Source organism: Streptomyces sp. NPDC002055 (assembly GCF_040296705.1).
Lineage (GTDB): Bacteria > Actinomycetota > Actinomycetes > Streptomycetales > Streptomycetaceae > Streptomyces.
In genome coordinates this window covers 1-8,981 of sequence record NZ_JBEOXS010000111.1, presented here as the reverse complement: position 1 = coordinate 8,981, position 8,981 = coordinate 1, and the positions used below count along the sequence as shown (strand labels likewise).

The following is an 8,981-nucleotide window of genomic DNA, read 5'->3' as shown; positions in this document are numbered from 1 at the left end:
GGCGCCCCCGGCCGGAACGCCCGCCCGCCCCGTACCGGCCGCCGAGGCCGCACCGCCCGGCCGGCCGGCCGGTCCGTCCCCGGACTCCCCGGCCGACGGCTCGGCCGGGCCCCCGGCGCCGCCCTCGGTCCCGCCGCCGGAGAACTTGACCGCGTTGTCCAGCAGGTTCACCACGGCCCGCTCCAGGGCGGCGGGCTCGCCCCGTACGTACCAGGGGTCCAGCTCGGTGGTGACGGCCAGGCCGGAGCCGCGCAGCCGGGCCCGTTCCACCGCGCGGCCGGTGATCTCGTGCAGCGCCACGACCTCCAGCGGCCCGCTGCCCGCCACCGCGTCCGGCCGGGACAGCTCCTGCAGGTCCCCGATGAGCGCCCCCAACTCGACGACCTGCGCCTTCACCGAGGACAGCAGCTCGCGCCGGTCCGCCTCCGGCAGCGCCCGGCCGGTCTCCGCGCTGCGCACCAGCAGCTCGATATTGGTGCGCAGCGAGGTGAGCGGGGTCCGCAGCTCGTGCCCCGCGTCGGCGATGAGCTGCTGCTGCCGGTCCCGCGAAGAGGCCAGCGCCGCGGTCATCGCGTTGAAGGACTGCGACAGGCGCGCGATCTCGTCCTCGCCCTCGACCGGGATCCGCACCGCCAGGTCCTCGGTGCGGGCCACGTGCTCCACCGCTCCGGTCAGCCGGTCCACCGGCTTGAGCCCGGCCCGCGCGATCCACAGGCCCGCCGTGGCGGCCCCGACCACCCCGACGCCGGCGACCGCGGCGAGCAGCAGGGCCAGGGTGTTCAGCGCGCCGTCGATCTCGCTCAGCGGCCGGGACACGGAGACGGCGCTGCCCACCTGGGTCTGCTGGGTCAGCACCCGCACGGGTTCGCCGCTGTCGGTGACGCCGTCGTGCAGCGCCTCCTCCCGCAGCCCGGCGGCGACCTCCTCGTCCACCCGCTCGACCTCGACGGGCTGGGAGTTGATCCCCACGCACCGGTGGCCGTCGGCCAGCACCAGCTGTCCGCTGGCGATGCCCGGCAGCACCTCCTTGTTGGTGTTCGGCTCGGTGTCCCGGCAGTTCCGGAGCAGCTGGCCGACGAAGCCGGGCGGGATGCTGGTGTTGTGGAGGCTGTTGTCGAGTTCCGCGCGCAGCTGGTTCCGCGTCAGGAACCAGCAGGCGAAGGCCGACACCGCGACCGCCACCGCCACGGCGACCGCCGTCAGCAGCGCCAGCCGGGAGCGCAGTCGCAGCCGGTGGATGCGGCGCAGGGAGGCCGGGATCACTCGCCGCCGCCGTCCCCGCGCAGGACGTACCCGACACCGCGCACCGTGTGCACCAGCCGCGGCTCGCCGCCCGCCTCGGTCTTGCGGCGCAGATACATCACGTACACGTCCAGCGAGTTGGAGCTCGGCTCGAAGTCGAAGCCCCAGACCGCCTTGAGGATCTGCTCCCGGGTGAGGACCTGCCGCGGGTGCGCGAGGAACATCTCCAGCAGCGTGTACTCGGTGCGGGTCAGCTCGACCACCCGCCCGCGCCGGGTGACCTCCCGGGTGCCGAGGTCCATCCGCAGGTCGCCGAAGACCAGCGCCCGTTCCTCCGGCTCCGGGCCGCCGCCGGCGGACGCGTACGAGCTGCGGCGCAGCAGGGCCCGGATGCGGGCCAGCAGCTCGTCCAGCTCGAAGGGCTTGACCAGGTAGTCGTCGGCGCCCGCGTCGAGCCCGGTGACCCGGTCCCCTACGGTGTCCCGCGCGGTCAGCATGAGGATCGGCACGGTCAGCCCCGCGGCGCGCAGCCGGCGGGCGGCGGTGAGCCCGTCCATCCGCGGCATGAGCACATCCAGCACCACCAGGTCGGGCCGGTACGCGTCGACCTTCTCCAACGCGTCGAGGCCGTCGACGGCCTGCGCGGTGCCGTAGCCCTCGAAGGCCAGGCTGCGCTGGAGCGCCTCGCGGACGGCGGGTTCGTCGTCGACGATCAGGATGCGGTGGTCGCCTTCGGCGGGGCTCATCGGTGCCTACCTGGGGGTGGGAGCGGCGGATCGGTTCGGTGGGGGTGGTGGGTGCGGTACGGGCGGGTGCGGACAGTACGTGTGGGGCAGGCGGCGCGGGCCCGGGTCCGGCGGTCCGCCCGGGTGCGTCGCCGGTGGTACGCCCCCGGCGGGGACACCGGTCGGGGACACCGGTCGGGTCGCCGTCCGGTGGCTCCGGCTTCCGGGTACGGGCCGGGGTGCGCGGGTCCGGTGCCGCCGGACCAGCCTCGCACGCGGACGCCGGAGCCGGTCGCCCGACGGGCGGGCCCGTTCACCCGCGCACCCCGGCCCGTACCGCAGCCTCCGTCCCCGCCCCTCACTCCCCGCGTCCCTCAGCCCCCGTCCCGCAGGTCGTCGAGGATCCCGCGTACGTCGTTGACCGGGATCGCGAAGCCGAGTCCGATGCTGCCGGCCGCCCCCGAGGCCGCACCGCCACCGGAACTGGGCGTGTACATGGCCGAGTTGATCCCGATGATCCGCCCCTCCATGTCGACCAGCGCGCCGCCGGAGTTGCCCGGGTTGAGCGAGGCGTCGGTCTGCAGCGCCTGGTAGGTGGTGGTCGACGAGCCCACCTCGCCGTTGTACTGCCCGCCCCCGAAGGAGAACGGCCAGCGGTCGCCGTCCCCGGGCGAGCGCTGCCCGCCGTCCTTCCGCACGGTCACGTCCCGGTCGAGCGCGGAGACGATGCCGCTGGTCACCGTGCCGGTGAGCCCTTCCGGGGAGCCGATGGCGACCACCTGGTCCCCGACCTGCACCGCGTCCGAGTTTCCCAGCGTCGCCGCCTTGAGCCCGCTGACGCCCTCGGCCTTCAGCAGGGCCATGTCGAGGTCCGGGTCGGTGCCGACGACCTTCGCGGTGGCCGTGCGGCCGTCGTGGAAGGTCACGGTGACCGACGAAGCGCCGGAGATCACATGGTTGTTGGTGAGGATCTCGCCGTCCGCGGTGGTGATGACGCCGGAGCCGGTGGACTTCCCGCCCGGCGAGGAGGCGGTGATCTCCACGACGCTCGGGGCGACGGCGGAGGCGACCCCCGCCACCGTGCCCTTCGTCGTCACCGCCGCAGTGGTCCCGGCGACCGCGTTCCCGCCGCCGGCCGCTCCCCCGGTGGCGTGCTCCACGAGGAGGGCCGTCCCGCCGCCGACCGCGGCCGCCGCGAGGGCGACGGCGGCGAGGAGCGCCACGGGCCGGCGGGCGCGCCGCCGGTGCCCACCGGGCGGCCCGGCCTCCGAAGCCGCCCCGGGAACGCCGCCTCCGGAGCCGCCCCACCCGCCCGGACGGGCACCCGCACCTCCCCCACCGGGTGCGGACGGCGGCGTCGGCCCCTGGACGGGCGCTGCCGGAAACCGGGGGTCGAGCGGCGGGCGGGACGCGGAAGCGCCCTGGTCCGGGCCCTGGGGAACGGGATACGCACGGGTGTCGGTCATGTCATGTACGGTCCGCCCGCAGCATGAGAACCGCCTGAAAGATCCGTGAGAAGCCCGAGAGAACTCGGTATGCCCGACATAAGGACGGGCCCCGGACCTGAGTGTGCGGGTCCGCACGCCGCCCGCGCGCCTGGCCGCCCCGCTCGCCGCCGCGGCCGTCAGCCGCAGCCGCACGACCTCCGGATCACCAGCGCCGACGGGAACTGCTTCAGCCGCTCCCGCCGCGAACCGGCCACCCGCAGCCCGTCGTCCAGCACCAGGTCCACGGCCGCGCGGGCCATCGCCGGGCGGTCCGAGGCCACGGTGGTGAGCGGCGGGTCGGTCAGCGCCGCTTCCTTCACGTCGTCGAAGCCGGCCACCGCCAGCTCGCCCGGTACGTCGATCCGCAGCTCCCGTGCGGCCCGGAGCACCCCGATCGCCTGGTCGTCCGTGGCACACAGGATCGCCGGCGGCCGGTACGGGCCCGCCAGCAGCCCCAGCGCCACCAGATAGGCGTCGTAGCGGTTGTACGGAGCCTGGAACAGGCGCCCCTCCACCGAGCGGCCGGACTCCCGCATGGCCCGCCGCCAGCCCTCGATGTGGTCGGTGACCGGGTCGCCCGTGGCCGGGGTCTCCTCCACACCGCCGAGGCAGGCCACGTACGCGTGCCCGTGCTCCAGCAGATGACGGGTGGCCAGCTGCGCCCCGCCCACGTCGTCCGTGACCACCGCGACGTCGTCGATCGCGTCGGGCCGCCGGTGCAGCAGCACCACGCGCGCGTCCCAGGCGTCGATCTCCGCGGCGGCGTGCTCGCTGGGGCCCTGGCTGACCAGAATCAGCCCGGAGACCCGCATGCCGAGGAACGCCCGCAGATAGTGCACCTCGCGCTCGTCGAGGTAGTCGGAGTTGCCGACCAGGACCATCTTTCCGCGCTCGGCCGCCGCCCGCTCCACCGCGTGGGCCATCTCCGCGAAGAACGGCTGCCGCGCGTCCGGGACGATCATCCCTATGAGATCGGTCCGGCGGCTCGCCATGGCCTGCGCGACCCGGTCCGGCCGGTAGCCGAGCTCCTTGATCGCTGCGAGGACACGCTCGCGCGTGGCCGGGGCGACCGGCCGGGGTCCATTGTTGATGACGTAGCTGACAACGGCGGTCGAAGTCCCCGCCAGCCTTGCCACATCATCACGCGTCACCTTGGCCACGCGCGGCAGTCTACGCGGGGTGACTCAGCTCTCGGCCGGTCGTGCGGAACCGGCTTTCACGCTCTCCCGGACATTCGCGCGCCCCGGCGCGCCGCCGGGGCCGTCCGCCGGCCGTGCGGCGTCGGAGGCGGCCTTGTTCTTCGCCTCCTCCGCGGCGCGCTCGACCTTCTCCGGCACCACGAAGCGGTAGCCGACGTTCCGGACGGTGCCGATCAGCGATTCGTGCTCCGGACCGAGCTTGGCCCGCAGCCGCCGCACATGGACGTCGACCGTCCGCGTGCCGCCGAAGTAGTCGTAGCCCCAGACCTCCTGGAGCAACTGCGCCCGCGTGAACACCCGGCCCGGGTGCTGCGCGAGGTACTTCAGCAGCTCGAACTCCTTGAAGGTCAGATCCAGCACCCGCCCCTTGAGCTTGGCGCTGTAGGTGGCCTCGTCGACCGAGAGGTCACCGGTGCGGATCTCCATCGGGCTGTCGTCGGTGGTGATCTGCTGACGGCCCATGGCGAGCCGCAGCCGCGCCTCGACCTCGGCCGGACCGGCCGTGTCGAGCAGGACGTCGTCGATTCCCCAGTCGGCGGTGACGGCGGCGAGCCCGCCCTCCGTCACGACCAGCACCAGCGGGCAGCCGGGGCCGGTGGAGCGCAGCAGCTGGCAGAGGGACCGCACCTGGGGGAGGTCCCGCCGTCCGTCGATCAGGATGACGTCGGCACCCGGGGTGTCGACGAGGGCCGGGCCCTCGGCGGGGGCCACCCGTACGCCGTGAAGCAGCAGGCCGAGCGCGGGGAGCACCTCCGTGGAGGGCTGGAGGGCATTCGTGAGGAGCAGCAGCGAGCTCATCGAATGCTCCCTTCGGTCAGGGAATCCGCAAGGTCACGGAAAATGAAGCTATATGTCCGGATGGTACGGTCCTGCACGCTTCGCTCGCCCATTACGTCGGATCCTCCTCGGTCCCTGCGACGGGGCTCCCCGGGCGTTCGAGCACGGGGGGAGTTGGCGGCACTGCTTCGTACGGTCCTGCTCTCTGGAGCCCGTCCGCGCCGCGCCGCGCGGGCGGGCTCCTGAAAGCACGAAAGGACCCGGGGGCGTCGCTGCCCGGATCCTCTCCCAGCAGAATAGCCCACATGAGCTCCGGTTCCGAGGCCGCCCGGTCACGTTCCCGTGTTCCCTCGATCACCTCGCGTATCCCTGGCGGCCGGCCCGCCGACCCGCTCCGGACCTGGCTGCGGACCGATGACGGGGTGCGGATCGAGGCCGCCCGCACCCCGTTCACCGGGCCGCGCGCGGCGGCCGGCCCCGCCGCCGGCGGTCCGGCGGAGGGCCCTGCGGGGCAGGGCCTCGCGGCTCCCGCGGACCGCCCGGCGATCGTCGTCGCGCACGGCTTCACCGGGGCCCTGGACCGCCCGGCCGTCCGGCGGGCGGCGCGGGCACTCGCCTGGCACGCGATGGTGATCACGTTCTCCTTCCGGGGGCACGGCCGGTCCGGCGGCCGGTCCACGCTCGGCGACCGCGAGGTGCTCGACCTGGCCGCGGCGGTGCGCTGGGCGCGGTCGCTGGGCCACACCCGGGTGGCGACCGTGGGCTTCTCGATGGGCGGCTCGGTGGTCCTGCGGCACGCCGCCCTGTACGGCCCGCACGGCCTCGGACGGGCGGCGGCCGACGGCCCGGGACGGACCACCGACGGCCTCGGACCGGGATCCGACGGCCCCGGAGCGGGCGCCGACGGCGCCGGACGGACCGCCGGCAGCCCCGGACCGACCACCGACAGCCTCGGACCGGGCTCGGACAGCCCCGGACCGGCGGCCGCGGCAGGCCCGGGCGGCCTGCTCCGGGAACCGCTGGACGAGCCGCCGAACGAGCCGCTGGACGGGCCGCTGGACGGGCTGCCGCACGGGCCGCTGCACGGGCCATTGAACGGGCCTTTGAACGGGCCTCGGCACGGGCCCATGAGCGAGTCTCTGAACGGGCGCCTGAACGGGCCCCTGAACGGACTTCCGGACGCGGGGCGCACGGATGCGCACGCCGATGCGGTCGTCTCGGTGAGCGCCCCCGCGCGCTGGTACTACCGCGGCACCGCGCCCATGCGGCGGCTGCACTGGGTCGTCACCCGCCCGGCGGGCCGGCTGGTCGGGCGCCTCGGGCTGCGCACCCGGATCCACCCCGAGGACTGGAATCCCGAGCCGCTCTCCCCGGTCGGCGCGGTGCCGTACATCGCCCCGGTCCCGCTGCTGATCGTCCACGGCGACCAGGACCCGTACTTCCCGCTGGACCACCCGCGCTCGCTGGCCGGGGCCGCGAACGGCGCGGCGGAGCTGTGGATCGAACCGGGCCTCGGCCATGCGGAGAACGCGGCCGACGACGCCCTGCTGGCCCGCATCGGCGACTGGACACAGCGGGCCCGGCCCGTACCGGAGGGCGGCTGACGGAGCCGGGGCCCGCCAGGGCCGACGGGGCCGGCGGGGCCGACGCGCCGCGGCCGGTCGGCGGGGCTCCGGCCACACCGGGGACCGGCGGCGGGGTCCGGCGGCGACGGGGCGGCGGGCACTGGGCCGACGGCGCGGGCGCCGCACTCGCACTGGACCCGTGGCGCGCTCGCACCGCGCCCGCGCCGGACCGCGCCGGACCGCGCCGGACCCGCTGGACCCGTGCCGGACCCGTTGACCCCGGTTGCGCCGAACGGCTGACGCCTGCCGTCCGGCCCCCGCGATCGACGCCTGCCGACCGGTACCCGCCATCATGGAGGGCGGCGCCCGCGAGGGACGCCGTCGACGGAACGAGGACAGGAGTCCCCATGGGCGCAGCCCAGGCCGCACGGGACGAGAACGCGGCCGTGGCCACCAGCGGTTCGGACGGAGCGCGCCGGCCGCACGGCACGATCCAGTACTGGGCCGCCGCCAAGGCCGCCGCCGGAACCGGCGCGGAGAGCTACGACGCGGCGACCCTCGCCGAGGCGCTCGAGGCGGCCCGGCAGCGGCACGCCGGGAACCCGGAGTTCGCGCGGGTCCTGCTCCGCTGCTCGTTCCTGGTGGACGGCGACCCGGTGGGGACCCGGGGCCACGAGACGGTGACACTGACCGAGGGCGGCACGGTCGAAGTGCTCCCGCCGTTCGCAGGAGGGTGAGCTCCACACCATGAGCGACAAGCCGCACGGCCCGTACGAGCCGCCGAGCCCGTACGAGCCGCCGTTCGACCCCCAGGACCCCCGCGGGCCGTACGAGCCGCGCCACGCCTACTACGACCCGTACGGAACGCCCCGGGACCCGCAGACCGCACACCAGCAGCCGCCCCGGGGCCGGCACCCGCAACAGCCCCAGCAGCCCCAGGGCACTCAGCAGTCCCAGACGGGGCAGCACCCGTCCCAGGCGGGGCCGCACCACGGCACGCACCCCGGGTACGCCGGACAGTCCGGGCAGTCCGGGCACCCTCCGTACCCGGCGCAGCCGCAGGGCCCGTACACCCCGCAGACACCGCAGACCCCCCAGCCCACACAGACCCCCCAGCCCACACAGGCCCCCCAGCCCACACAGAACCGGCATCAGCAGACCCCGCAGCAGGGCGCGTACCCGACGCACGGCGGGCAGGGCGGGCAGGGGCGGCACAGCCGTCCCGGTCAGCACGGCGCCCCGCAGACACCGCAGGCCCCTCAAGGCCGGCACGCCCAGCCGGCGCCGCACGCCCAGCACGCCCCACAGACACCGCACGCCTCACAGACACCTCACACCCCGCAGACACCGCACGCCCCACAGGCACCGCAGGCCTCGCAGGCGCCGGGCGGTCGGCAGATGCCGGGGAGTGGACAGGGCCCGTACGGCCATCCCGGCCGGCCCGCGCCGCAGAGCCCGCCGCCCCCGCCGGGGCCGCAGGGACAGCACGGCCCGCAGGGCGCGTACGGCCGGGGGAATCCGCAGGGCTCGCCGCCGCACGCACCGGCGGAGGGTGCCGCCTGGCAGCAGTCGCCGCAGCCGTCCCACGGCTCGGCGGGCTGGTCGGCCGGACACACCGGCGAGGCCCCGCCGACCCAGGTCTGGCAGGGGCTGACGCACCAGGAGGCCGGGGCGGGCGACTCCCCGTACCAGCAGCAGTCGTCGCCGAGTTCCGCGTCCGAGGAGACCGCGTACCTGCCCGTCACGGGCCCGGCCCCGGGTTCGGGTCCGGGTTCGGGTCCGGGGCCAGGTCCGGGGCCAGGCCCGGGCCCGCTGCCGCCGGAGCAGCCGACCGGGTCGGCCGCCGCCGGGCACCGCGGCGCTCCCCGTACCGGCCCGGTGCCGCAGGCGCCGCCCGCCGGCGGGCACCCGGCCACCGGCGGGCACCCGACCGCCGGCCAGAGCCGGCAGGACGGGCCGCACCCGGCGGGCAGGGGCGCCTCCGAC

Annotated in this window: 7 protein-coding genes and 1 pseudogene; 3 read left to right on the top strand and 5 right to left on the bottom strand. The window is 75.8% G+C overall.

Annotated features, from left to right (window positions below; translation table 11 throughout):
* The 5 genes from ABT112_RS34235 to ABT112_RS34215 form a co-directional block, all read right to left on the bottom strand.
* Positions 1-1,260, bottom strand: a 1,260-nt coding sequence (locus ABT112_RS34235; RefSeq protein ID WP_351515717.1) for a sensor histidine kinase, incomplete at its 3' end; no start/stop codon positions are given.
* The gene (locus ABT112_RS34230) at positions 1,260-1,988 is read right to left on the bottom strand and encodes a response regulator transcription factor (RefSeq protein WP_351515714.1); all 729 of its coding nucleotides are present in this window, start codon (positions 1,986-1,988) and stop codon (positions 1,260-1,262) included. The genes ABT112_RS34235 and ABT112_RS34230, both read right to left, overlap by 1 nt.
* Before the next feature lie 353 nt (positions 1,989-2,341).
* Positions 2,342-3,433, bottom strand: a complete 1,092-nt coding sequence (locus tag ABT112_RS34225) for a S1C family serine protease (protein WP_502975526.1) — start codon at positions 3,431-3,433, stop codon at positions 2,342-2,344.
* Positions 3,434-3,591: 158 nt separating this feature from the next.
* Positions 3,592-4,614, bottom strand: coding sequence for a LacI family DNA-binding transcriptional regulator (locus ABT112_RS34220; protein WP_351515713.1), 1,023 nt, complete (start codon positions 4,612-4,614; stop codon positions 3,592-3,594).
* A gap of 24 nt (positions 4,615-4,638) precedes the next feature.
* A complete protein-coding gene (locus ABT112_RS34215) occupies positions 4,639-5,451 on the bottom strand; it encodes a winged helix-turn-helix transcriptional regulator (protein ID WP_351515712.1) in 813 nt (270 codons plus the stop codon).
* A gap of 275 nt (positions 5,452-5,726) precedes the next feature.
* Here ABT112_RS34215 and ABT112_RS34210 point away from each other — a divergent pair, with 275 nt between their 5' ends.
* From ABT112_RS34210 to ABT112_RS34200, 3 genes and pseudogenes are all read left to right on the top strand, one after another.
* A complete protein-coding gene (locus tag ABT112_RS34210) occupies positions 5,727-7,034 on the top strand; it encodes an alpha/beta hydrolase family protein (protein ID WP_502975527.1) in 1,308 nt (435 codons plus the stop codon).
* Positions 7,035-7,441: 407 nt separating this feature from the next.
* A complete protein-coding gene (locus tag ABT112_RS34205) occupies positions 7,442-7,732 on the top strand; it encodes a MoaD/ThiS family protein (RefSeq protein ID WP_351515715.1) in 291 nt (96 codons plus the stop codon).
* A gap of 10 nt (positions 7,733-7,742) precedes the next feature.
* Positions 7,743-8,981 (top strand): annotated as a pseudogene (locus tag ABT112_RS34200) (hypothetical protein); the annotation flags it as partial.

Bases quoted from the DNA above. Each gene is read 5' to 3' on its own strand.
- ABT112_RS34230 (WP_351515714.1), bottom strand. From the start codon at position 1,988: ATGAGCCCCGCCGAAGGCGACCACCGCATCCTGATCGTCGACGACGAA.
- ABT112_RS34225 (WP_502975526.1), bottom strand. From the start codon at position 3,433: ATGACCGACACCCGTGCGTATCCCGTTCCCCAGGGCCCGGACCAGGGC.
- ABT112_RS34215 (WP_351515712.1), bottom strand. From the start codon at position 5,451: ATGAGCTCGCTGCTGCTCCTCACGAATGCCCTCCAGCCCTCCACGGAG.